This is a genomic window from Ruegeria sp. CDSC002 (genome assembly GCF_059610905.1).
Genome location: NZ_JBXWOM010000011.1, coordinates 31,235 through 54,797 on the forward strand (window position 1 = coordinate 31,235; position 23,563 = coordinate 54,797).

Below are 23,563 nucleotides of genomic sequence, written 5' to 3' on the forward strand. Positions count from 1 at the left end.
GGCTGGCTCTGACACTGTTATGCACGACAGCCAACCACTGTACCTTGCGTCAGGTCAAGTTTTGGAAAACAAGCCAGCCAGAGCACGTTTGATGATGCCGCGGGTCGATGGCTTGTGCCGATCCGAGAAGGGCAGCGGACGGCAGACCTCCATCGCGGCGACCCCGACCCGCGCACTTAGCGCGCCGTTGACAAGCCCCTCGCCAAACCGGCGCGACAGCTTGCTAAGGATAGATCCCCCAAGCACAGGTTCCAGCAGGTCGTCCCCGACGGCCACGGCCCCGGTGGCCACAAGGTGCACGAACACGGCCCGCGTCAGTCGCCAACTGCCCAAAAATCCTGCGCGCCCGCCATAGATTTCAGCGATGCGCCGGATCATCCGCAACGAAGCGGCCAGCGCTGTTGCAACATCCGCAAGCGCCAAAGGCACCAACGCCGTCACCGTTGCAACCTGACGCGCGGCAGCCTCGACTTCGCGACTGGCAGCGACATCCAGCGGGGCCAGCAGCTCGTCCTCGGCCAGGGTCAGCAGACCAGACGCGTCAAATTGTTCGTCGATCCGTTCGGACAGCCGATCGCGCCCCCAACGGGTTTCTTCGCGCCCTTTGTAGAACGAGATCAATCGGTTCGTGACTGCGCGTGCCTGCGCCAGATCATCTTCGGCCAAGGCAGTATCTGCCGCACGCCGCATCCCGTCCACACGGGACAACCGCCCGATTGCGGCCAGCTCGCGCACAGCGATGATCAACGCGACCAGCACCAGTGCTGCAAACAAACCCGTAATCACCCATCCAATGATCGGCGCGCGGAGAATCAGGGAATTCACAAAGTCCCAAGCCGCCACTGAAACAACAGCCCCAAGCGCGGCAAGCGCCAAACCCCAGAACCACCGCGACAGGGCCGAAGGTTTGCGCGCCGCCAAACGCGCCGCACCTTGCATCGCCTGACCCTGAGGCTGTGCGATATCCGGGACCGGAGGTGCTTGCGACACATCAGCCGCGGGTTCATCGCCCTCCAGATCAATCAGAACCGGCCCCTTAGCCATTGGCTGCTCCTTCACTGTTCCAGACATACTTTATGTCGGGAAGGTTCTCGTCATTGTCAGCGCCGCTGCTGCGTGCAACCTCAGCAAAGCCGTTGCATTCATAGAACCGGCGCGCTGGATGGTTTGCCTGAAACGCAAACAATGACAATTCGGATCGGCGGGACTTGGCAAGCTCAAGAAATTGCCGACCGATCCCTTGCCCCCGTGCGCCAGGCGCCAGGTACAGTGAGTGGATTTCGGCACTGTTGAGCGCCAAAAACCCGATCACACCGTCACCGGTTTCGGCCACGGTCACCCAATCCAATTCAATCATACGGCCACAAAACGCGATGGTTTCCGCCTGCGAGTGCAGTTCCGGCATCCAATCGTTTTCACGGGCGAAGCCATGCAAAATCTCTCCGGTGGCACCGGCATCCGTGCTGCGGGCGGGGCGAAGAATGACATTCATAGCCGGTCTCCGACCAGGAACTGGGCTGCGCGGTCCAGCCGAATGTGTGGCGGGCCATCCCCGGGCCGCAGTGTCAGGTGTGCCGGCGCGAATGCCATGAACTCATAATCCTCACCCAGCCAGCCTTCGGACCCGTTGCGCGCCGGGCCAAGCAAATGCGTCGGGTCTTCCGGCAGATCACCGGGATAGAAAGCGGCCTGCTTGCCGCTGCCCAGCAAGGTTCCACGCACGCAGGGCAGCTCGGCTCCGTTATGGGTGCGGATTTCCTCGGTCGTTGCCCTTAACGAGGCCAGCGACAGCGCCGCCGTCTCGGCCCCGGCGAAGCTGGCGCGATCGCGCGCCTCGCGGGTCAGGGCCTCCATGATATTGGTCAGGCGGTGGTGTTGAAGATGGTGCAAATGGTCCGCCTTGGAGGCCGCAAACAGGATGCGCTCGACCCGTTTGCCGAGCAACAACTGGCTAAGCCACGCATTTCGTCCGGGCCGAAACGCCGACAGGATATCGGCCATCGCGCGACGCATATCCTCGACCGCCTGTGGCCCGTTATGGATCGCGCCCAGCGCGTCCACCAAAACCACCTGACGGTCGATCCGGGAAAAATGATCGCGGAAAAACGGTTTCACGACCTGAGATTTATAGGCCTCGTATCGCCGGGCCATCTCGCGGTGCAGACTGCGTCGCGAGCCGTGACCCTCGACTGGCAAGGGTGCAAATGTTAGCACCGGCGAGCCTGCCAGATCGCCCGGCAGCAAGAACCGCCCTGGCGTGCAGTCGTAAAACCCGGCGTCGCGGGCTGCGTTCAGATAAGAGGCGAATTCTTTGGCCAGTGATTGGGCCATTGGTTCGTCGTGGCTGTCAGAAGGGTCAACCGCCTTTGCCTGCGCCAGAAAGGTCGTCGCCTCATTGCGATTGGCGATGCGCTCCAGTGTTTCCTGCGACCAGACCTCATAGGTTTTGTCCAGCAACGCCAGATCCAGCAGCCATTCGCCGGGGTAATCCACGATATCCAGATGGATAGTGCGTGGTCCCTGCAACCCTGACAAAAGCCCCGCGGGACGGGCTTTGAACGACAAACGCAGTTCTGACACTGCGCGCGTACTTTCGGGCCAGTGCGGCTGAGGCCCGGTCAGCGCCGCCAGGTGATTTTCGTAGTCGAACCGGGGCACGGTGTCGTCTGGTTGCGGCTGCAGGTAAGCCGCGTTGATCCGCCCTTCTTGCTGCGCCACGAGGCCCGGCATCCGCCCTCGGTCCAGCAAGTTCGCGACCAGAGACGTGATGAATACTGTCTTTCCTGAACGCGCCAGCCCGGTGACACCCAGTCGGATCACCGGCTCAAACAATGCCTCAGACACGCGGTCACCCACGGATTCGACGCCGCGCGTCAGACTGTCTGCCAGAGATGAGATGACCAAACCGTCGCCCCGCTTTTTTCGTTTTTCCCAAGATAGGTAGCGGCTGTCGGACATACCAGCGCTTTCCCACTCTTGCCCGTTGCAGCACGGCGCGTTACCAGCAGCCCATGCCTAGATACGCGCTGAAAGTCGAATACCAGGGGGAACCGTTTGCCGGATGGCAGCGGCAAAAGGAATTGCCGTCTGTTCAAGGGGCAATCGAACAGGCCTTGTCATGTATTCAACCCGGCGATCACACAATTGCCGCGGCCGGGCGTACAGACGCGGGTGTGCACGCACTGGGACAGGTTGCGCATTGTGATCTGATCAAGGACTGGGATCCGTTCCGCCTGTCTGAGGCGCTGAACTATCACCTTAAACCGCAGCCTGTTGCCATCGTTAAAGCAGCACGGGTAGACGATGACTGGCATGCGCGGTTTTCAGCGCTCGAACGGCAATACCTGTTCCGCATCCTGATGCGCCGCGCACCTGCTACGCATGACGCTGGGCAGGTCTGGCGGATCAACCATCAACTGGACGTAGACGCGATGCAGGCGGGCGCGGACATGCTGATCGGGCGGCATGATTTTACCACGTTCCGGTCTTCGATTTGTCAGGCTGCAAGCCCGGTCAAAACCTTGGATGAGCTGCGGGTCGAACAGGTTGAAGGCTTTTCCGGACCAGAGGTTCATTTTCACGTTCGCGCCCGGTCTTTCCTGCACAATCAAGTGCGCAGCTTTGTTGGAACGCTTGAACGTGTTGGTGCCGGAACATGGTCGCCCGAAGATGTACGGGATGCGTTGGAGGCCACCGACCGCGCCGCTTGCGGGCCGGTATGTCCGCCGCAAGGGCTGTATCTGGCGCGGGTCAGGTACCCGGAGTCCGTGTTCGGTTAAATCGCGCGCAACAGCAGACCGCTTGCAATCACGGCGATCAGCAGCCCTGCCACCAGTTCAATCGTCGGAGCCAGAACCGAGGCAAATCGCGTCGCCGAGGCTGAGGCCAGCAGCCCTCCGCGCAAACCAAATGAGGTCCAACCGACAAGCGTTGTGACAGTCGCTGTCCCCAACGCCATGGCAAAAGCTCCGGCAATGCCGACCATTGCGATGCCCATCTGCCAGGTCAGGATCAGAACAAAGAGGGCTCCGGTACAGGGGCGCGCGGCAATCCCAGCGATCAGTACCGCGGCTTCTCGCACGCTGCCGACTTGGGCCACTTCGTCGGCGGTGGGACCGTGGCGATGCCCGCAATCTGCGCAGACGCCATGGTCATGGTCGTGATGTTTGTGGTCCTCGTCGTGCGGGTGGTGATGGTCGTGCGTGTGCTCATGATGGTGCGCTTTTTCACTACGATGACGTCGCGCAAAACTGCGAATGGACCGAAAGATCAGCCACAATCCAATCGCTGCGATAGCACCATAGCTGATCGGGGCCATGACCCGTTCAGTGGTATCGACAAGGCTTGCCCGGGACATCTGGAACACCAGTACCCCGGCATAGACCAGAACAATCGCGGTGACTGCCTGCCCCAGGCTGGACAACAGGCTGATTGCAGACAAGCGCAGGAACGCCACGTTGCGACCCAACCCATAGCCCCCAATCAAAACCTTGCCGTGACCGGGGCCGATGGCGTGAAAAAAGCCGTAGGCAAAACAGACCGTCAGCAGCGTCGCTACAGCCTCGGGCTGTTCCGCGCGGGCTGCGCGTAGGGAACGCGCGATCTGATTTTGGAACTCGCGCTGCTCACCCGCAGCCCATGCGGCCAAGTGGTCAAAGCCACCACTGCCCCAGAACCACAGCAGCAAACCAATGGAGATGGCGACAGGAATAATCAGGTACTTGGACATGAAAGGCGGATCTCGGACGCAAAGTTTTCCCCAACCAGCGGGATATCGTTTTCTTCAAGGTCATAGTCGGCATCCAGGGTCTGCAGGAACGCCTGCATCTGCGCCAGTTGCCCGTCAATATCCGCGTCAATCCGGCTGATCTGACAAGCGGCGGGCCCGGACACCGTCACCGGGCGGGTCACTTCATAAGCCGTGTAATAGGATTCATCATATGCTTTGGCGACGACGGCGGTTGCCGGCACTCCGCCGCCTTCCACCGCGCGCAGGTGGGTTGTCACGATACGGCCATCCTCGGTGGTCGCTTTGGCCTCCATCGGCCCTGACAAATCGACCGGCGCGCCATCGGCGAACACCACGATATCGCCATTATATCCTTCGACCCACTGGGCATCAAAGCCGGACAGAAACTTTTCTTCGCTCTCGGTCAGAATGCCATCAGAATCCTGATCCAGTTTCATGTCTTCCAACTGAAACAAAGAGAAAAGCTCATCATACGCCCAGGTTACCCTGACATGGGTCAACTGGCCGCTGTCGTCCACAATGAATTCCAGCCCGGTGTCGATAAAGACATGCGGGTGGGCCAATGCCGGAACCGGCAGGCAACAGGAGAAAAGGGTAATGAGCCATCGCATAGGCGAAAGATAGGGGCTTGGCCCGTGCCCGGCAACGTGTTTCGGCGGGCCTATGCAGGAACTGGCCAAACCAATCACTTCGGCGGGAACAAAACCAGTGTCTGCAACGCTGTTCCAACCGGGCCTTCGGTGTCGAACAGAACCGATTGCGACATCCCTATTCCTGACGGTTGCCAATGAGATACGGACTGCGAGGCCAACCAGTCCGATTTGGGTTCACGATGAATCTGCACCGTCAGGTCGGTGTTCATGAACCCCATCTCAGACGTCGGTGCATTCCACGAGATCCCGTTGCCACAATCCGCCAGCGGGCATAGCGCCTGAATCGGCGATTGCGCCTCGCCCTCCAACAGCTTCGGGGTGCGCATCCAGATCGTCTTTGGACCGGCTTTCTGGTTGCCACCCTTGGGGTAGAGAATGTCCGAATGGTTTGCGAACCCCGGCAAGTCGTGACGCGTTTCGCCAATCGGAAACGGGCCCGTCACCGCGTCCTCAAAGCCGGGTGTCGCAAGCGAGACGTTGGGAACCGCCCCCAAATCGCGACGCACCATATGCATCGTGGTGGCCGTAGCGCATAGTGTATCGTCCAGATCGTGCACAGTGACGCGGGTTGTGGCTAGCGTCTTGGTGTGTCGCGTCGTCTCCGCCGCCACACGCAGACCTGTCAGCGGCAGAGGGCGCAGCAAGTCCACGGTCAGCCGTGTCAGCATCTTTTCCGGCCCAACCTCTGTTTCAGCTGAACGAACGATCAGCCCCGCGACCGGGCCCGCATGACAATGATCCGCAGACCACGGCCCGCGTGCGGGATCATTGCCGACAAAAGCGCCGTCAGCCCGAACGTGGAAATAGGTCTGTTCCTTCAGATCCGGTTTCAACACCACCTAAAACCTCAGACTTTTTCCTGCGTGTGCTTTTTCAACTCGGCCCGCGCCACCTGACGGCGGTGTACCGCATCAGGCCCATCGGCCAACCGCAAAGTACGCACATGGGTCCAGGCCGTCGCCAGCGGCGTGTCCTGACTGACCCCCTGCCCGCCGAACATCTGAACGGCCTCATCGATGACTTTGAGTGCGACACGCGGGGCGACGACCTTGATCTGGCTGATCCAGGGTGCCGCTGCACGGGCATCGCCTTGATCCATGTACCAGGCAGCCTTCAGGCACAGCAAGCGCGCCATTTCAATCTCCATCCGGCATTCGGCAATGATATCGAAATTGGCCCCGAGTTGCGCCAGTTTCTTGCCGAAGGCTTCGCGCTGCAGCGACCGTTTGCACATCTGTTCCAGCGCCGATTCAGCCTGCCCAATTGCGCGCATACAATGGTGGATACGACCGGGCCCGAGACGGCCTTGCGCGATCTCGAACCCGCGGCCTTCGCCCAACAGGATGCTCTCAGCTGGCACCCGGACGTTGGTAAAGCGGATATGCATGTGGCCGTGCGGGGCATCATCGTGGCCGTAAACCTGCATTGGGCGCAGAACCTCGATCCCCGGCGCATCAGCAGGCACAACAATCATCGACTGCCGCTTGTGTTTGGGTTGCTCGTCGCCTGCCGTCTTGACCATGACTATATAGACCTTGCACCGTGGATCACCCGCCCCCGATGACCACCATTTTTCTCCGTTCAGAACAAAATCATCCCCATCTTGCAAACAGGACATCGACACGTTCGTGGCATCCGATGACGCCACATCCGGTTCCGTCATTAAATACGCGGACCGGATATCGCCGTTCAGCAGGGGTTTCAGCCACTGCTCTTTCATCTGGTCCGTGCCGTAGCGCTCGAACACTTCCATATTACCGGTATCGGGGGCCGAGCAGTTGAACACCTCGGCCCCAAGAGGCGTTTTGCCCATCTCTTCGGCGAAGTAAGCATACTCGACCGTGGTCAAACCGAAGCCCTTGTCGCTGTCGGTCAGCCAGAAGTTCCATAATCCGGCAGCCTTGGCCTTGGTTTTCAGCCCTTCCAGGATTTCAGCCTGACGTTCGGTGTATTGCCAGCGGTCGCCTTTATCGATTTCGGCCTGATATTCTTCTTCCAGCGGCATGATCTCATCCCGGATCATATCTGCCACACGTTGCAGCAGCGCGCGGTTTTCTTCGCGCAGACCGAATGACATGTTCATGAGCTTTCCTCCTCAGGCCCAAAGAGCGGGCTTTACCTTTGAACAGAGAATGACTTAGCTGCCGATAGAATGTCTAGCTGTGTGACGGAACGTCAACTCAATCAAAATGAAATTGCGAGGGTGATTCATGGCGCTACTGATCGAAACCGGTCTAACCGACTGGATAAGCGATGATGACATCGCCAAGACGATCCGAAACATAAACCCCGGTGCGGATGTGCGCACCCGGGAAACGATTAGAGATGCAAGCGAAATCACCATGGTCGCTGTTGTCGGCCTGAACAACGACCACCCCAAACGGCTGCCGAACCTGCAACTGGTCCAGAAACTGGGCGCGGGCGTTGAAACGATTGTTGGCAACCCGAGCCTGCCCGATCACGTCCGTATCGCACGACTCAAGCCCGATGCGCCGGCGCAAGGTATTGCCGAGTGGTTCGTCGCCTATGTCCTTCACCACCAACGGAATATGGCCTTTCACGAAGCCGCCCAGCGCAAGGCAGAATGGGTACCCAAAGCGCCGGTATTCACGCCGGACACCGTAGTGGGCGTTCTGGGTCTGGGCCATATCGGCGCCCGCAGCGCCAGAATGCTGCGCGCCATCGGTTTTCAGGTCATGGGATGGAGCCGATCCCCGAAAGAGATCGAGGGCGTGACCTGCCTGCATGGCGAGGATGCGCTGCCGACGTTGCTAGGCCAATGCGACCACGTTTGCGCCATTCTGCCGTCCACGCCGCAAACACTCGGCTTGTTCGATATGCAGATGCTGGCCGCCATGAAACCCGGCAGTCAGTTGTTGAACGCCGGGCGTGGCGATCTGATCGATGAAAGCGCTCTGGTCGACGCACTGGACCGCGGCGCGCCCGGCCACGCCGTTCTGGATGTGACAAGCAAAGAGCCTCTGCCCTCAGACAGCCCGTTGTGGTCCCATCCCGGGGTAACGATCACCCCACATGTCTCGGGCTGGCATTTGGGTGAAGCGCTGGCTGACGTGGCCGAGAACTTCCAGCGCCTGACCGAAGGAAAGCCCTTGTTGCATGAGGTCGACCGGACGCGCGGCTACTAGACCTAAATCAAGGAGTCAGAATCCAGTTCCCGCTGGCATCCCGGCAGTTGCGGGTTCTGACTTCACGTGATTGTTCGGCCCCGGCGGGCACGATGAAATGCTGGAGATGCACGCAATTGTCCCGGACCTCGCGCACTCGGACAGTGCCTTTTGATCCGGTGTCGTCGTTCGACCAGTTGCGTTCGGTTCCAACCTGAGGCGTTCCATCTGCCAACATCGCATTGGTCGTGGCGTTGACGACACTATAGTCTTCGGGGCTCAATCCCATTTCAGCGATGATTCTCGAAAGTGGCTTGGCCTGTGCCAGTGAAACTGCGCCGATCACAACGGCTGCTGCAAAAAAGGGTGAAATCCAGGCTTTCATGATCTTCTCGCCTTGCTGAAATAAGTTTGGTCACAAGACTATACCGCCGGGGAACGGGGGCCAAGCCCCGCTGGCCGACCTTCAAATAATACCGAACAAACCTATCGCGACTCGGGTGCTAGGACCGCCGCGCCAATCGCCTCATAGTGCCTCAAACACGAACCAGAGGCATGAAATGGCACAGCCCACCTATTACGCGCCCACAGGCGGACACCCCGGACAAGACCAACTGTTGACCGACCGCGCCATGTTTACCGACGCCTATGCGGTTATCCCCAAAGGCACCATGCGCGACATCGTAACCAGCAACCTGCCGTTCTGGGAAGGCACCCGGCTTTGGGTCCTGTCCCGCCCCCTCAGCGGATTTGCCGAGACGTTTTCGCAATACATCATGGAGGTCCAGCCCGGTGGCGGCAGCGACCACCCAGAAACAGACGCCAAGGCGCAGGGTGTTCTCTTTGTGGTCGAAGGCGAGGTGACCCTGACATTAGGTGGTTCTGTTCATGTTCTCGAAACCGGCGGATACGCCTATATCCCGCCCGGATCAGATTGGACCTTGCACAACCGCGCCGAAAAAACCGCCCGATTCCACTGGGTTCGCAAAGCCTATGAAGCCGTTCCCGGCCTGCCTGCACCAGATCCGATCATCACCAACGAACGTGATGTATCCCCCGTCGAGATGCCCGGCACCGAGGGGCGCTGGTCCACATCTCGCTTCACAGATCCGCAAGATCTGCGTCATGACATGCATGTCAATATCGTCAATTTCGAACCCGGCGGCGTGATTCCCTTTGCCGAAACCCATGTCATGGAACACGGTTTGTACGTGCTGGAAGGCAAGGCGGTCTATCGGCTCAACCAGGATTGGGTCGAGGTAGAGGCGGGCGATTACATGTGGTTGCGCGCCTTCTGCCCGCAGGCCTGCTATGCGGGTGGGCCGGGGCGCTTTCGCTATCTGCTTTACAAGGATGTGAACCGGCACATGCCGTTGACACTGTCCAAACGCTAGGCTTTTAAACGCTTTATTTCGGTCAGGGGTTCACAGAAGCCTGTGAATCTGGTGAAATAACAGCAGTTTTTAGCACTGGAGATTGTTCAATGGTACTGCGTGTAACGATGCTGGCACTGGCAGCTGCAATTGGTTTGACGGCATTTGATGCAACACCTGTCGCCGCGAAGGAAGAAACAAAACAGGTTTCTGTCATGAGCCGTACCTGGGCGGTGACACAGGTTTCGGACGCTCCGGTCGTGTACCGTGCGACGCGCGACAACAACAACCTGAACCCCTTTGGCCCGCCGCCGCGCTTGCGCACCATTCAGGCCATAGCCGCCTTTCAGCAAGCAACTGGGTGCAGACCGATCGTGGCCAGCATGTACCAGAACATTTCGGGTCAGTTCTTTTCGCAGGTCAGCTGCAACTGACCATAGGTCACAACGGGCATTGAGCTATTGGCAGCGCGCTGCCATAGCTTGCGCATGAAACTTGCAATCAACGGATTCGGCCGTATTGGCCGCACAATCCTGCGGCAGCTGCTGGCTTTGCCGCAGGATACAGATATTGAGCTGGTTCTGATCAACGACATCGCCCCGCTTGAGACCTGCGCCTACCTGTTCAAATATGACAGCACCTTTGGCCCCTACGCCGGAGCAGTAGAACAGGGCGACGCGGCGATCGTCGTCGATGGGCACACAATCCCTATGACACACAGCCCCAATCTGGCACATGTCGATCTGTCGGATGTCGACGTTCTTATGGATTGCACTGGCGTTGCTCGTACCTCGGATGTGGCCAGTCAGGGACTGACCGCCGGGGCCCGCAAGGTGCTGATCTCTGGTCCCTCGCCCGCGACCGAAATCACTATTGTTCTGGGTGCCAACGAAGATCAGTTGGGCAATGCTCGCATCGTGTCCAACGCGTCTTGCACAACCAACGGGCTTGCGCCCTTGGTCAAAGTGCTGGACCAGATTGGCGGGATTGCGTCAGCCCATATGACAACAATTCACTGCTATACGAACAGCCAGCCTATGGTGGACGCGCCACGCGGCGATTTGGCCCGTTCGCGCGCGGGCGCGCTGTCTATGGTGCCGACCACGTCAAGCGCCACTCATCTGATCGACGAAGTCATGCCGCATTTGGCCGGCCGCATCTCGGGCGCTGCTGTTCGGGTCCCGACGGCCAGTGTATCCGCCATTGATCTGGTGGTGACGCTGGATCGCGGAATGTCGCCTGGGTTGTTCGAAGCCGAACTGCGCGCGGCCGTCCAGACATCGCCTGTGCTGGGCTGGACCGATTCCCCTCTGGTCTCGTCAGACCTGCGTACACGCCCAGAGTCGCTGGTTATAGCGGGACCCGAAACACGCATGGTCGGCGAACATCAGGTCCGTGTTTTCGGCTGGTATGACAATGAATGGGGATTTTCGGCACGCATGTTGGATGTTGCCCGCCTTATGACAGATGGCTGAATTTGCGCGGGCGCAGCGGGCGGGCTTGCCTGCGCGCTGCTTGGCCCAACGGTTCACAAGCATCTTTGATGCGCATTGAACGAGCGGGAGTTCCCTATCCGCCTATGATCTGAAACGGAGTGTCAAACCAAAACTCCTTTAGATTAGCCCCCTCACCAATCCGATCAATCACAGCGAATAAGCCGGGCCCGTGCAATGGGGTCAGCACCCCATGCCATGTGCCGCGAAAATAGTTCACACCCTGTCCGGGCCTGGTTACGAACGCCTGTGGAAGCCCGGGCTTCCCGCCCTCATCCGGGGCCACGACAACCAGAAAAGGCTGATGTGTCATTGGGATGAACGCCTGACTGCCCTCGGGGTGACGCTCAACCATATCCAGTTGATAGGGCAAGGATCGCGAATTGGCGTTGAACAGGCTGATCCCGGCGCGTCCGTCTGTGAAATCCAGTCGTGCCAGATCATGGTACCGGCCACATTGCCCCTGATTGATGATCTTGTCCGGATCACCGGTCACTTCGATGACATCGCCAAACGGGGCAAATGCCTTGGCCGTCAATGGCGCAGTCCTGACTTGCGCGCTCATGAGGGTAAAACGTCCCGCAACCGGAATTCGGCGATCCGCTCGACCTGACGGCAAGCCTCGGCGAATTCGGTGTCCTTATCCTGATCGATGCGCCGTTGAAACGCCTTAAGGATAGACGTTTTGTCGTGATCACGTACGGCGATGATAAACGGAAAACCGAATTTCTCGGTGTATTTCTGGTTCAAACCGGTGAACATCGAACGCTCTTCATCTGTCAGGGCATCCAACCCGGCCGAAGCCTGCTCGGACGTGCTTTCCTGCGTCAGCCGTTTGGCCTGCGCCAGCTTTCCGGCAAGATCCGGGTGCGCGGTCAGGACACCCATCCTTTCGTCCGCAGAGGCGGAACGGAACATGCGGGTCAGTGCATTGTGCAGCCCACCTGCCGTGTCATTGGCCGGTCCCAATTCCAGCTCATACGCCCGTTCGGCAATCCAGGCGGAATGCTCGAAGATGCCGCCATACGTCGCGACAAACGCGTCCCGATCCATCTGAGCAGGCTTCGGATGCGGCACCGCCGGATGGTGTTCCGCCCAGTGTTCGGCGATCTGCAACCGTGTCGCAAACCAGACATCGGAAAAGCCGCGCGCGTATTCCAGGAAACGTTTCAACGCCATCACCCGGCCAGGTCGTCCGATCAGGCGGCAGTGCAAGCCGATCGACAGCATCTTGGGCGCTCCGCCCTCGCCCTCGGCGTATAGCGCATCAAAGCTGTCTTTCAGGTAGGAATAGAACTGGTCACCCGCATTGAATCCCTGCGGCGTGGCAAAGCGCATATCGTTGCAATCCAACGTGTAGGGTACGATCAACTGATCCCGCCCACCCGCTTGCACCCAATAGGGCAAGTCGTCCGCATATGTATCGGCCACATAGGCAAATCCGCCCTCTTCTGCCACCAACTGAACAGTATTCTCGGAACAGCGCCCTGTGTACCAACCACGCGGGCGTTCTCCGACGACCTCGGTGTGAAGACGGATAGCCTCGGCAATTTGTGCGCGCTCTTCATCTGCGGGCATGTCTTTATGTTCGACCCATTTCAGACCATGGCTGGCAATCTCCCACCCCGCTGCCTTCATCGCAGCCACCTGATCCGGCGAGCGGGCCAGAGCAGTCGCGACACCGTAGACCGTGATCGGCAGATCCTGCATCAACCGGTGCAACCTCCAGAATCCGGCGCGCGCGCCGTACTCATAGATAGATTCCATGTTCCAATGGCGCTGGGCCGGCCATTGGGCGGCCCCCACGATTTCGGACAGAAACGCCTCGGACGCGGCATCGCCGTGCAGCACGCAATTTTCACCGCCCTCTTCGTAGTTCAGTACGATCTGAACGGCCAGCTTCGCGCCGCCCGGCCATTTGGCATCTGGCGGGTTGGCACCATATCCGATCATGTCACGAGGATAGCGAGAGGGCTGCATGGCATCTTCCATTCTTGATCTTTTGAATAGCCTTACCCCAGAAACACACCGATGATTATCAAATCAATCCGAACGCTGTTTCCGGTTCTTTCGGCATTTCCACTGTTTCAAACTTTGCGTCAGACTGTGACAAAGCAAAAGACAAATCAAAGGAGAGACCCGTGGCTGGCTATCTGACGACCCATGTTCTGGACACTGCACGCGGCTGCCCGGCTGAAGGATTGAAAATCGCACTCTATCGGGTGTCGGGGAACTCGCATCGCAAAATCGCCGAGATGGAGACCAATTCGGACGGGCGCACTGACAGCCCAATCTTGCCACAAGACTCTTTCAAAACTGGTACTTACGAGCTGGTTTTCTTCGCAGGAGACTATCTGCGCGCATCGGGCCAGGCAGCTGATGACCCGCTGTTTCTGGATCAGGTGCCGCTCCGGTTTGGCATGTCTGATGCCGAGGCACATTACCATGTACCTCTGCTGCTGTCCCCTTACGGCTATTCGACCTACCGGGGCAGTTGAACCACGGGATGGGGTTGCCGTTAAGCGGCAGCTCTATGTGTCAGCAGATTCCGACCCACGCACGACCTTGCCGATCCGCGCAATCATGAAATCCATGAACAAACGCGCCTTGGGGTCCTGATGGCGGCGATGTGTGTATAGGCAGGCCATTTGAACAGATACCGGCGGCGTTTCGACCGCTACGGGGACCAGACGCCCCGAACTGAGGTGTTCGGCCACTTCAAAAACCGGTTTCATCGCGATCCCCTGCCCCGACAGCGCCCAGTCAGTCAGCACGTCACCGTCGTCACATTCGAACCGGCCAGAGACTGCGAACCGCTTGGGACCGTCAGGCGTTTCCAATTGCCACTGAAACTCGGTCGCGCCGGGAAACCTCAGATTCAGGCATTCATGGCGCTGCGACACCAGGTCCGCGCCCGTTGCTGGCATGCCCCTGCGTTCAACATAGGCCGGAGCGGCACAAAGCACGCGCTGGCAGTCAGCGATCTTTCGAATACGCAGGGTACTGTCTTCAGGTTGGCCGATGAAAAAGGCTAGATCCAAACCTTCGGTCGTCAGATCAACGGATCTGTCGGTCAACCGCAGGCGCACGTCGATCTCGGGATATTCCGCAAGAAAATCGGGCACATGCGGTGCCAAAACCCTGCGCCCCACCCCTAGTGGAGCAGCCACAAACAACGATCCCCGCGGGGCCTCGGTCAGATGGACGACCTGCGCTTCGGCATCGTCCACCGCATCCAGAACGGCCACAGCACCGGGATAGAATGCCCGCCCCTGCTCTGTCGGGCTGAGGTTGCGCGTCGTTCTTTGAAACAGGCGCACGCCCAGATGATCTTCAAGCTGAGATATCCGCGCCGACGTCACCGCAGGCGAGATTCGCAGGTCTCGCCCAGCAGCGGACATGCTGCCAAGGTCATAAACCCTGACAAAGGTACGGATGTTGTCTAGATAGGACATCTTTTCGTTTTTTTTGATACAGTTTGACAATATCAGGGAATACCGAAGAAAGTGCCCTTTGCCTAGTGTGACGGCAACCAATCGGAGAGCTTTCTCATGTACGACTTCGCCGTGTTCTGGGACTGGATGGCTTTTGCCGTGCGCTGGCTGCACGTTATTACCGCCATTGCCTGGATCGGATCCTCATTTTATTTCATCGCACTGGACCTTGGTCTGAACCGCGACATCCCCGGCCCGGCGGATGGCGAGGAATGGCAAGTACATGGCGGCGGCTTTTACCACATTCAGAAATACCTAGTTGCGCCCGAACGGATGCCGGAACACCTGGTTTGGTTCAAATGGGAAAGCTACGCGACCTGGCTCAGCGGGGCCGGGTTGCTGATGATCGTGTACTGGGTGGGCGGAGAGCTTTATCTGATCGACGCACAAAAAGCCGATCTGGCGCTGTGGCAAGGCATTCTGATCTCGGCCGCCTCGCTGACAGTTGGTTGGCTGATCTATGACTTCTTGTGCAAATCGGGTTTGGGCGAACGTCCGACCCTGCTGATGGTGCTGCTGTTCGTCCTACTGGTGGTGATGGGCTGGGGGTACAATCAGGTTTTCACCGGTCGCGCCATGATGCTGCATCTGGGTGCGTTCACGGCCACGATCATGACAGCCAACGTGTTCTTCATCATCATGCCGAACCAACGCATTGTGGTTGACGATCTGAAGAACGGCCGCACACCTGACCCAAAATACGGCAAGATCGCCAAGCTGCGATCGACGCATAACAACTACCTGACGTTGCCGGTGGTGTTCCTGATGCTGTCGAACCACTACCCGCTGGCCTTTGCGACGGAATACAATTGGATCATTGCGGCTCTGGTCTTCCTGATGGGCGTGACCATCCGACACTACTTCAACACGCGCCACGCACGGGCAGGCGATCCGACCTGGACATGGCTGGTCACCGCGTTGCTGTTCATCGCAATCATGTGGTTGTCTACCGCCCCCATGTACAAACCCCTGGAAGAGGCCGAAGCACAGCCACTGACACCGTTTGAACAGAAATATGCTGCCGCGGATGGCTTTGAAGAGGCCCATGACGTCGTTCTTGGACGCTGTTCGATGTGCCACGCACGCGAACCGGTGTGGGAGGGCATTTTGTGGGCGCCAAAGGGCGTATTGCTGGAAACTGAAGGCGACATTGCCCGCAACGCCCAGCAAATCTATCTGCAGGCTGGGGTCAGCCATGCGATGCCCCCCGCAAACGTCACCTACATGGAGCCCGAGGACCGAGAGGCAATCATCCGCTGGTTTCGCAACGCAGGTTCCTGATCCCGAGACCGATCAATCACACAGGTCGCAAAATTCAGGCGACGCTGGATTTAGTCTTTTCCTGCAAGGACTCTGATGCTCTAACATGAATGTAATCAGCCGTTGCTTTGCAAAAAACGGCAAATGTGATTTCGAGTTGGGGCAGTTGGAGCTATCAGATGCCGGGGAGCAGGCCGCGCGCCTTTTTAAAGAGATGCCTTCTCGGCGCGATTGCAATGACCCTGCCGACCGCATTGGCCGCGCTGGAAACCACCTTAACAGCTCCGGGTGCTTCAAAAGAGCTTGTCGAGCGGATGGAGGAAACCTCCTCGGTTACGACGGCCGAATCTCGCGGGCTGGACACGCCGCTTGAGATCTTGTCGGCGGCGCTTTCGGATTATCGCACTCTAGTCCAAATTCTTTATGACGAAGGGTATTTCAGCCCAGTCGTAAGCATCAAACTGGACGGAAAAGAAGCAGCTGAGATCAGCTCGCTCAGCGTACCAGCGCAGATCAATAGCGCGGTAATCACGGTCAACACCGGCCCCAAGTTCACCTTTGGCGAAGCCATCGTACAACCGATAACGCCCGAAACAGTTCTGCCCGAGCAGTTTGCGGTCGGCAAACTCGCGACCACCGGCGCGATCCAACAAGCCGCGTCAGCTGGCGTGCAGGGTTGGCGCAACGCGGGTCATGCCAAGGCCGAAGTTGAAGGCCAGAAAGTCATTGCCCGCCATGCCGAGGCCAAGCTGGATGCCGAGATCGACCTAACCCCCGGTCCGCGCCTGAGATTTGGCAAAATGATCATCAAGGGCGACACCGATGTGCGCCACCGGTCAATCGAAAAGATCGCCGGTTTTCCGGCGGGTGAGGTGTATTCGCCCGAGAAAATCCAGAAAGTCGGCACACGGTTACGGCGGACCGGGACCTTCAACGTTGTTTCGATTGAAGAGAGGGACACTCCGAACCCGGACGGCACATTGGATTTCGACGCGACGTTTGAAGATTTACCCAAGCGCCGACTGACCTTTGGCGCCGAGATCGCGTCGCGCGACGGGGTAGACGTGACCGCGACCTGGACGCATCGCAACGTATTCCGGCGTGCCGAACGCCTGCGGTTCGAGGCGGCAGTCCGTAATATCGGTGGTGCTGAGGATATCGACGGCCGGATCGGCTTGCGTCTGGATCAGCCCGACCGGCTTGGTCCCGATGACAACACTTTCTGGAACGCGCTTCTGGAACGGCGCAACACAGAAAACTACAACGTCACCGTTGCGTCGCTGGCCTACGGTGCCCGGCGCACGTTCTCTGATCGGCTATATGCCGAAGCCTCAGCTGGGTTTCAGTGGTCCAGCGCGGACGACGCCTATGGCGATGACCGCAGGTTCCGATATTTCATCCTTCCCTTGCGTTCGGAATGGGACGAGCGCGACAGTAAGGTCAGCGCAACGCGCGGCTTTTATCTGGACGCGCAGATCACGCCCTTTGCTGGTCTGTCTGAAACCGAAAGCGGCATACGCATGTTTTTTGATGGACGCGGCTATACCAGCCTCGGCACCGGCGGACGGCTGGTTCTGGCCGGTCGCGTACAGCTGGGATCAGTGCTCGGGCCGTCGCCGGACGGTGTAACACCAGACTTCCTGTTTTTCTCGGGCGGTGCCGGAACGGTTCGGGGCCAACCCTACGAGAGTCTTGGCATCCCTGTCGGCACCGGGATCGCAGGCGGCAAATCTTTCCTTGGTCTTTCCGCGGAGGTGCGCGGCAAAGTCACCGAAGCCATATCTCTGGTCGGGTTTTATGACTACGGTACGGTGGACACATCCTCATTCATCGGCAGCGGCGCAGAATATCACGCGGGTGCCGGGCTTGGGGTCCGGTATGATCTGGGCGGATTTGGTCCGTTGCGGCTGGATCTGGCCGTTCCAGTGCAGGGTGACACCGGCGACGGCTTGCAGTTTTATATCGGGATCGGACAGGCATTTTGATTGGACGTCGCGCATATCCGTTATTGTTTTCGGGGCTGATGCTGTCTGCCCCTCTGCCACTTGCCGCGCAGGAGGAAGGCGGCAGCATGCTGGAGAACTTCCTGCAGGATACGCTCTCTGGCGACGACCAAAACGTGACCGTTAAGGGCCTGCAAGGCGCGCTGAGCGCGCGCGCGACGATTGAAGAGATCACAGTTGCCGATGATGAAGGTGTTTGGCTGACCATCAAGGACGCCGAACTCGACTGGAACCGTCTGGCGCTGATCCGCGGCCGATTTTCGGTCAACTCACTGACCGCGCAGGAAATCGATATTTCCCGTGCGCCGGGCACAACGACCAAGGAAGAACCACCTGCTTCGGCGGAAACGCAACCTTTTCAACTGCCCGAACTGCCAGTTTCCGTCGAAATCGGTGAAATTCGAGTGGATGAACTGTCTCTTGGTGAGCCATTGATCGGTGTCGCCGCTGATCTGAGCGTGACAGGCAACCTGTCGCTGGCAGATGGGGCGCTGGACACCAATCTGGACGTGATCCGACTGGACCGCGCAGGGGATGAGATCAAGCTGGCCGCAGGTTTCCAGAACTCTACAAGTGAGATCAATCTGGATTTGCAAGTGAACGAAGCCTCTGGTGGTCTGATTTCAACCGCATTGAAAATCCCTGACAGCCCGCCGATCGGCCTGACGGCCAAAGGCGCGGGCCCGCTGTCGGATTTCACCGCTGATATCGGGCTGAGCAGCGACAACCAGATGCGCGTTACCGGGCAGGTTCAGCTGCAGGCGGCCGAGGGTGGCGCAGCGGACAGTATTGCGTTCACCGCTGATCTGAACGGCGATCTGACACCCTTTCTGGGGGAGGACATCGATCCGTTCTTCGGCCCAAAATCACGGCTTTATGTCGATGGCCAGACCAAGCCCGAGGGCGCGCTGGACATCTCGGATTTGGAACTCACCACGCAGGCACTGGATCTGAAGGGTGAGCTTCAATTGGCCGAAGGTGGTGAATTGCAACTGGCGGCCCTGCAAGGGCGCATCACTCCGCCGGATGGCGAAGCCGTCGTTCTTCCGGTCGCGGGGGGCGATACTTCTATCAAGGCGGCGCAGGTGTCGGCACTGTTTGACCGCCAGAACGGCAACCTTTGGGATCTGAGCCTGACGGCAAACGAATTCGCGTCCCCGCAGGCCAAGCTGGGTGATGCCCGGATCACCGCACAAGGCACCCTGGACCAGGGCGAGGTTCTGACCGTCGATGGCGACGTTCAAATCGCGGTCGGCGGAATAGAGATGGCCGATGACGCGCTTACCACGGCTTTGGGCGATCGCATCACGCTTGATGGCCAGTTCGACTATAGCAGCGACCAGTCACTGAACCTTTCGGGGTTCGAGCTTGTGGGCTCTGACTACACGCTGGCGCTGGACGCGCTGATCTCAGGTCTGACCAGCGGCTTGACGGTCGACGGTACGGCCAAGCTGGACGCAACTGACCTGTCGCGTTTTTCGGACCTTGCCAAGCTGGACCTTGGCGGGCAGGTCTCGGCCAGCGTGACCGGAAAAGGTTCACCGCTGGAACGCAGCTTTGACGGCAAAGTCATGGTTCAGGGCCGCGACTTGTCTACTGGCCGTGACGATATCGACCCGGTTATCACCGGAGAGACCACGATCACTCTGGACGCAAGCCGCGGCACAGACGGCATAACTATCCGTGAATTCGATCTGGACAGTGAGGCCGCCAAAGCCGTGGCCAGCGGAGTTGTGACGACGCCCGGCGGCAACCTGACCATTGATGGGCAGGCCCGGGTCAACGCATCGGATTTGTCGGTCTTCTCTGGCTTGGCAAAACGCGACCTTGGCGGTTCCCTACAGGCGACCGTGAACGGTACAGGCACGGTACAAACGCTGGAATTTGACGGCACGGCCAGCGTGATAGGTCAGAACATCAAGACTGGTATGGCCGATATCGACCCTCTGCTGACCGGCAGAACCGAGATCGAATGGGACGGTGCAAGAACCGAAGACAGTATCGATATCCGCAGCGCTTCGGTGAATGGGCGCGCCCTCACTGCGCAAGTACAAGCGGTTGTAGACGATCCCACCGGAGATCTGTCGGCAGATGGCCAAGCGCAATTGAATGTGCCGGACCTGTCCCTGTTTTCCGGGTTGGCCGGGCGTGATCTTGCCGGTTCGGTCGCAGCAAACGTGCAAGGCAACGGTACCCTGTCCACCCGGGCATTCGATGTTCAGGGCAACCTCGATGCCAACAACATCCAAACCGGCATTGAGGCCGTGGACAAACTGATTCAGGGCCAGACGACCCTGTCCGTAGACGCACAGAATGGGGAAGATGGCCTTAGCATTCAAACGTTCCGCCTGAACGGAACGGCCATAACCGCGACGGCTTCGGGCAAGCTGGACCGTCAAGCGGGCGGGCTGGATTTCTCGGTCAAATTGGACGATCTGGCGCGGGTGTTGAACACGATGTCCGGTCCACTGACGTTGGATGGAAACATTGCCCCGACATCCAAGGGCGTGGAAGGCACGGTCAACCTGAATGGCCCCGACAGCTCATACGCCAAGCTTGCCGGGACGGTGGACAGCGATGGGTCAGCAGATCTGGACTTTGACGCCAAATTCAACCGGATCGAGCGTTTTGTACCTGAGTTTCCGGGTACAGTGGCCGCCAAAGGCAGCGCCAAACGCAACAAGGGTGTCTGGACAATCGACGCCCAGGCCGACGGACCTGCGGAGATTAGCGGCAAAGTCTCTGGTGCCTTCGACGAAAGCACCGGAGAAGCGGACATGAAAGCCGTTGGTGGCGTCAATCTTGGCATTGCCAATATCTTTATCACGCCCAACAAGATTGACGGCAGCGCTCGCTATGACCTGACCCTGTCGGGCAAACCCGCACTGGAATCCTTGTCCGGATCAATCACCACGTCAGGTACGTCGCTGGCAATCCCCGGCGCGGGACAGACGATCACCGGCATCAGCGGATCGGTCCAACTTGCAAATAGCCGCGCCACGATTTCCCTGAGCGGCGGCCCACGGGCCGGCGGTAATTTTACCGTCAGCGGGCCTGTAGACCTTTCACCACCGTTCAATGCCAATATCACGACTGCCCTCAACAGCCTCGTACTGACCGATCAGTTGCTGTATGAAACCACGCTGAACGGGCAAATTGCGATGACCGGGGCGCTGGCGGGTAACAGCTCGATCGCTGGACAGATCACGTTTGGCGAAACCAATATCAACCTCGCGGCCGCGTCAGGTGCCGTGGGGGCGGCCCCTATCCCAGACATCGTGCACGTGAATGAAAGCGGGTCAGGATATGTGACCCGTGAACGCGCGGGCCTCGTCCAAAAGGAAGACGGCAATAAAAGCAATTCTCGTATCGCCCTGGATGTCAGTCTTTTGGCACCCAAGGCCGTGTTTGTCCGCGGGCGTGGCGTCAACGCAGAGCTGGGGGGAAGAATAAACATCGGCGGCACCACGTCCTCGGTCATCCCATCGGGTCAGATCGAACTGATCCGTGGTAACTTTGACATTCTGGGGCGCAGGCTGGCCCTGACCAAGGGCATTGTGACGCTGCAAGGGGACCTGACGCCCTATATCGAGTTCGAATCCTCGACCAGCACCTCTGATGGCACCGCAACGATCGAGATCGCCGGGCCACTGGACTCTCCTGAGGTTAATGTCTTTTCCGACCCTGAGCGTCCGGCCGAGGAAGCGCTGGCAATGCTGTTGTTCGGTAATCGCTTCTCAGAGTTGTCACCGTTCGTAATCGCTCAGATGGCGGCCTCGCTGGCACAACTCAGCGGCGCTGGCGGAGACGCGACCAAAGGCCTGCGCGAGTCTACGGGCGTCGACACCGTGGACATCGGCGTGTCCGACGGTGGCGCGGGCCGGCTCGGCGCCGGGGCGTATCTGAGCGACAACCTCTACACCGATTTCACCGTCAACACAGAAGGCGACACCGAGGTGAACCTGAACCTGGACGTTACCGACAGTTTCACCGTGAAAGGCACTGTAGATGGACGGGGTGAGACCGGTGTTGGGGTCTTCTTTTCGCGCGACTACTAAGCAGGCCTCAGTTCACTTTCTGCGGATGCCTATCGGGTGGCCGACCTCTGGGGCCGGGTCGATCGCCGCATGATCCCTCACCATGCTCCGAAGACGCGCGACGGCCCAGTCCGGATAGGGAACCGACCGGCCGGTCGTATGGCTGACATTCATGAACAACGCTTCCTGAGTGGCGCAGATAGCACCGTCTTTTTCAGACACCATCTGCGCAAAATAGTGGCCACGTTTGTGATCTGCGTCCAGCATCCGAAACCGGATGCTGAAGGCCTCACCTTCCAGTACTTCGCGTAGAAAATTCATGTGGGATTGCAAAATGTAAGGTCCCTGCCCCATCGCATTGACCTGCGCCTCACCCAGCCCAAGGTGATCCACCATCAATAGCTCCAGCGCATTGTCGAAGGCGACGCCGTAATAGCCCACGTTCATGTGACCGTTATAGTCGATCCACTCGGCGCGCGCCTTGAACCCGCGGAATACAAGCGGGGCATCATAGGGTCCGTCATGTCCGGCCAGCGCTTCAGGCGTCAATTGCATCAAGTGCTCCTTCTTGGGTCTCAAAGATCGCAACCGCGCGGATGAATCCAGCTGAAGCCCCTTTGATCTTGAACGGGAAACAGGAAATCTCGAACCCAGTCGGCGGCAAGGTTTCAAGGTTCGTCAGTTTTTCCATGTGACAATAGCCAACCTCCATCGAGGCCCGGTGCCCTTCCCATATAATCGATGCATCTTGCGTTTCAGCATATTCCTGCGCGGTCAATGGAAACGGTGCGTCCCAGCTCCAGGCGTCAGTTCCTGTCACGCGAACCCCGCGTTTGGTCAAATACAGCGTTGCTTCGCGCCCTATGCCGCATCCTTTGGCCAGATAGTCCGGATGCCCATAACGCGTGCCAGCCGAGGTATTCACGACGACGATATCCAGCGGCTGCAATTCGTGACCAATCCGTTTCAATTCGGCTTCGACATCGGCAGCGGTCGCCACATAACCATCGTCGAAATGGCGAAAATCCAGTTTCACGCCGGGGTTCATGCACCATTCCAGCGGCACCTCGTCGATGGTGATCGCCCTCTCACCTTTGTTCATGGTCGAATGGTGATGGTAAGGCGCGTCCAGATGGGTGCCATTGTGCGTGGCGATCTGAAGGCGTTCGATGGCCCAGCCCTCACCGCCGGGCAGGTCATCTTTCTGCAGGCCCGGAAAAAAGGACATGACTTGTTCGGCGGTCTGGTCATGGGCCAGATATTCGATTTCGGGTAACATGATCGGCGGATCCGACACGATGCCGGTTTCCAACGGAACTGACAGATCGACGAAGCGGCGCGCCATGTAAAACTCCTCCACCAAGAACGGTGACAG

The 23,563-nt window shown here is 58.9% G+C and carries 22 protein-coding genes; 9 read left to right on the forward strand and 13 right to left on the reverse strand.

Features of this window, described 5'->3' with window-relative positions; translation table 11 throughout:
* Positions 1 to 54: 54 nt before the first annotated feature.
* Genes AC2FJE_RS18540 through AC2FJE_RS18550 form a run of 3 tightly spaced genes read right to left on the reverse strand, consistent with a single transcriptional unit; the run spans position 55 to position 2,904 of the window.
* Positions 55 to 1,044, reverse strand: a complete 990-nt coding sequence (locus AC2FJE_RS18540; RefSeq protein ID WP_496761283.1) for a YcjF family protein — start codon at positions 1,042 to 1,044, stop codon at positions 55 to 57.
* Positions 1,037 to 1,492: a GNAT family N-acetyltransferase gene (locus AC2FJE_RS18545; protein WP_496757545.1), complete on the reverse strand. Its 456-nt coding sequence runs from the start codon at positions 1,490 to 1,492 to the stop codon at positions 1,037 to 1,039. Before AC2FJE_RS18545 ends, AC2FJE_RS18540 begins: the two co-directional genes overlap by 8 nt.
* Entirely contained in the window at positions 1,489 to 2,904 is a 1,416-nt protein-coding gene (locus tag AC2FJE_RS18550) for a YcjX family GTP-binding protein (protein ID WP_058273244.1), read from the reverse strand. Before AC2FJE_RS18550 ends, AC2FJE_RS18545 begins: the two co-directional genes overlap by 4 nt.
* Positions 2,905 to 3,011: 107 nt before the next feature.
* On the opposite strand from AC2FJE_RS18550, the gene truA reads away from it, so the two are divergent.
* A complete protein-coding gene (truA, locus tag AC2FJE_RS18555; RefSeq protein WP_472724255.1) occupies positions 3,012 to 3,779 on the forward strand; it encodes a tRNA pseudouridine(38-40) synthase TruA in 768 nt (255 codons plus the stop codon).
* Here the strand turns inward: truA and AC2FJE_RS18560 are convergent.
* The 4 genes from AC2FJE_RS18560 to AC2FJE_RS18575 form a co-directional block, all read right to left on the reverse strand.
* On the reverse strand, positions 3,776 to 4,729 hold the full coding sequence (locus tag AC2FJE_RS18560; RefSeq protein ID WP_496757548.1) for a nickel/cobalt transporter: 954 nt from the start codon (positions 4,727 to 4,729) through the stop codon (positions 3,776 to 3,778). The two genes, truA and AC2FJE_RS18560, sit on opposite strands and share 4 nt — an antisense overlap.
* Positions 4,714 to 5,313 (reverse strand): DUF1007 family protein, encoded by a 600-nt coding sequence (locus tag AC2FJE_RS18565; RefSeq protein ID WP_496706803.1) that lies wholly within the window; start codon positions 5,311 to 5,313, stop codon positions 4,714 to 4,716. The genes AC2FJE_RS18560 and AC2FJE_RS18565 overlap by 16 nt, the downstream gene beginning before the upstream one ends.
* Before the next feature lie 122 nt (positions 5,314 to 5,435).
* A complete protein-coding gene (locus AC2FJE_RS18570; RefSeq protein ID WP_496757552.1) occupies positions 5,436 to 6,239 on the reverse strand; it encodes a thioesterase family protein in 804 nt (267 codons plus the stop codon).
* 11 nt (positions 6,240 to 6,250) lie between these two features.
* Positions 6,251 to 7,486: an acyl-CoA dehydrogenase family protein gene (locus AC2FJE_RS18575; protein WP_282170775.1), complete on the reverse strand. Its 1,236-nt coding sequence runs from the start codon at positions 7,484 to 7,486 to the stop codon at positions 6,251 to 6,253.
* 127 nt (positions 7,487 to 7,613) lie between these two features.
* On the opposite strand from AC2FJE_RS18575, the gene AC2FJE_RS18580 reads away from it, so the two are divergent.
* Positions 7,614 to 8,549 carry a 2-hydroxyacid dehydrogenase gene (locus AC2FJE_RS18580; RefSeq protein WP_496757554.1) on the forward strand — a complete coding sequence of 312 codons (936 nt, stop codon included), beginning with the start codon at positions 7,614 to 7,616 and terminating at the stop codon, positions 8,547 to 8,549.
* A 7-nt stretch (positions 8,550 to 8,556) separates the two neighbouring features.
* Here AC2FJE_RS18580 and AC2FJE_RS18585 read toward each other — a convergent pair whose 3' ends face one another.
* The gene (locus AC2FJE_RS18585; protein WP_496699689.1) at positions 8,557 to 8,913 is read right to left on the reverse strand and encodes a hypothetical protein; all 357 of its coding nucleotides are present in this window, start codon (positions 8,911 to 8,913) and stop codon (positions 8,557 to 8,559) included.
* Positions 8,914 to 9,088: 175 nt separating this feature from the next.
* On the opposite strand from AC2FJE_RS18585, the gene AC2FJE_RS18590 reads away from it, so the two are divergent.
* The 3 genes from AC2FJE_RS18590 (at position 9,089) to AC2FJE_RS18600 (ending at position 11,376) form a co-directional block, all read left to right on the forward strand.
* Positions 9,089 to 9,922: a bifunctional allantoicase/(S)-ureidoglycine aminohydrolase gene (locus AC2FJE_RS18590; RefSeq protein WP_496757557.1), complete on the forward strand. Its 834-nt coding sequence runs from the start codon at positions 9,089 to 9,091 to the stop codon at positions 9,920 to 9,922.
* Between the two features lie 89 nt (positions 9,923 to 10,011).
* Positions 10,012 to 10,335 (forward strand): hypothetical protein, encoded by a 324-nt coding sequence (locus AC2FJE_RS18595; protein ID WP_058273193.1) that lies wholly within the window; start codon positions 10,012 to 10,014, stop codon positions 10,333 to 10,335.
* Positions 10,336 to 10,389: 54 nt separating this feature from the next.
* A complete protein-coding gene (locus AC2FJE_RS18600; protein ID WP_496757560.1) occupies positions 10,390 to 11,376 on the forward strand; it encodes a type I glyceraldehyde-3-phosphate dehydrogenase in 987 nt (328 codons plus the stop codon).
* 94 nt (positions 11,377 to 11,470) lie between these two features.
* Here AC2FJE_RS18600 and AC2FJE_RS18605 read toward each other — a convergent pair whose 3' ends face one another.
* The gene (locus tag AC2FJE_RS18605) at positions 11,471 to 11,959 is read right to left on the reverse strand and encodes an ureidoglycolate lyase (protein ID WP_496757562.1); all 489 of its coding nucleotides are present in this window, start codon (positions 11,957 to 11,959) and stop codon (positions 11,471 to 11,473) included.
* The gene (gene puuE, locus AC2FJE_RS18610) at positions 11,956 to 13,374 is read right to left on the reverse strand and encodes an allantoinase PuuE (RefSeq protein WP_496757564.1); all 1,419 of its coding nucleotides are present in this window, start codon (positions 13,372 to 13,374) and stop codon (positions 11,956 to 11,958) included. The genes AC2FJE_RS18605 and puuE overlap by 4 nt, the downstream gene beginning before the upstream one ends.
* 161 nt (positions 13,375 to 13,535) lie before the next feature.
* Here puuE and uraH point away from each other — a divergent pair, with 161 nt between their 5' ends.
* Entirely contained in the window at positions 13,536 to 13,892 is a 357-nt protein-coding gene (uraH, locus tag AC2FJE_RS18615; RefSeq protein WP_058273190.1) for a hydroxyisourate hydrolase, read from the forward strand.
* Positions 13,893 to 13,925: 33 nt separating this feature from the next.
* On the opposite strand, the gene AC2FJE_RS18620 is transcribed toward uraH, so the two are convergent.
* Positions 13,926 to 14,849, reverse strand: a complete 924-nt coding sequence (locus tag AC2FJE_RS18620; protein WP_058273241.1) for a LysR family transcriptional regulator — start codon at positions 14,847 to 14,849, stop codon at positions 13,926 to 13,928.
* A 96-nt stretch (positions 14,850 to 14,945) separates the two neighbouring features.
* Here AC2FJE_RS18620 and AC2FJE_RS18625 point away from each other — a divergent pair, with 96 nt between their 5' ends.
* From AC2FJE_RS18625 to AC2FJE_RS18635, 3 genes are all read left to right on the forward strand, one after another.
* Positions 14,946 to 16,169 carry a urate hydroxylase PuuD gene (locus AC2FJE_RS18625; RefSeq protein WP_113791601.1) on the forward strand — a complete coding sequence of 408 codons (1,224 nt, stop codon included), beginning with the start codon at positions 14,946 to 14,948 and terminating at the stop codon, positions 16,167 to 16,169.
* Between the two features lie 215 nt (positions 16,170 to 16,384).
* Positions 16,385 to 18,133 carry an autotransporter assembly complex protein TamA gene (locus AC2FJE_RS18630; protein ID WP_496761284.1) on the forward strand — a complete coding sequence of 583 codons (1,749 nt, stop codon included), beginning with the start codon at positions 16,385 to 16,387 and terminating at the stop codon, positions 18,131 to 18,133.
* Positions 18,130 to 22,209 (forward strand): translocation/assembly module TamB domain-containing protein, encoded by a 4,080-nt coding sequence (locus AC2FJE_RS18635; protein ID WP_496761285.1) that lies wholly within the window; start codon positions 18,130 to 18,132, stop codon positions 22,207 to 22,209. Before AC2FJE_RS18630 ends, AC2FJE_RS18635 begins: the two co-directional genes overlap by 4 nt.
* 12 nt (positions 22,210 to 22,221) lie before the next feature.
* Here the strand turns inward: AC2FJE_RS18635 and AC2FJE_RS18640 are convergent, their stop codons facing one another.
* Together AC2FJE_RS18640 and AC2FJE_RS18645 are read right to left on the reverse strand one after the other, a co-directional pair.
* The gene (locus tag AC2FJE_RS18640; RefSeq protein ID WP_496706820.1) at positions 22,222 to 22,743 is read right to left on the reverse strand and encodes a thioesterase family protein; all 522 of its coding nucleotides are present in this window, start codon (positions 22,741 to 22,743) and stop codon (positions 22,222 to 22,224) included.
* Positions 22,727 to 23,533, reverse strand: coding sequence for a cyclase family protein (locus AC2FJE_RS18645; protein ID WP_472724266.1), 807 nt, complete (start codon positions 23,531 to 23,533; stop codon positions 22,727 to 22,729). The genes AC2FJE_RS18640 and AC2FJE_RS18645 overlap by 17 nt, the downstream gene beginning before the upstream one ends.
* Between the last annotated feature and the right edge of the window lie 30 nt (positions 23,534 to 23,563).